This window comes from Streptomyces chiangmaiensis (assembly GCF_036281785.1).
Classification (GTDB): Bacteria; Actinomycetota; Actinomycetes; order Streptomycetales; family Streptomycetaceae; genus Streptomyces; species Streptomyces chiangmaiensis.
In genome coordinates, this window is record NZ_JAYWVC010000775.1 from 1 (window position 1) to 502 (window position 502).

Here is a 502-nt window from a genome sequence, read left to right on the forward strand (position 1 = left end):
ACGCTCACGCTGACCAGCGGGATCTCATGCTGCTGGTACCGGTCGGATACGCCCAGGTCCATCGCCGCGCTCAGGTCGGCGCCGCAGTCGCAGGTGCCCTCGGGGTAGCGGTCCTGGCGGTCGTCGAGTTCGTCCCCCTCGCGCCAGCGCAACGCGGTCCCCGACGCGCCGGGCTGTTTGCCCTTCGCCCGCCCAGAGGGCTTGGCGCGGCGCTCCTTGCGCGGCGTCGCCCGACCGGGACCGTCGTCCTTCGAGGGCGGCATCGAGGAGTTGCCGCTGTTGCGCGACAGCAGGTGCTGCAGCCGGGCCAGCTCCGCCGCCTGCTGCTCGAACTTCTCCATCAACTCGGCCAGTTGTGTGGCCAGCAAGGTGATCTGCGCGTCCTGACGCTGGGCGAGCACGATCAGCTCTTCCCGGGACAGAGACTCAAGATCGGACACAGCAAGATCCAACCACATAACCGCCCGGCCCCGCTCACAGGCCGTCACCAGCAGCCCGAAGC

The 502-nt window shown here is 69.3% G+C and carries 1 protein-coding gene; it reads right to left on the reverse strand.

Translation table 11 applies throughout. From position 1 onward, the window contains the following. Positions 1 to 440: DUF6444 domain-containing protein (locus tag VXC91_RS46870; RefSeq protein WP_329513403.1), on the reverse strand; the 440-nt coding region annotated here is incomplete at its 3' end. Positions 441 to 502: the final 62 nt, after the last annotated feature.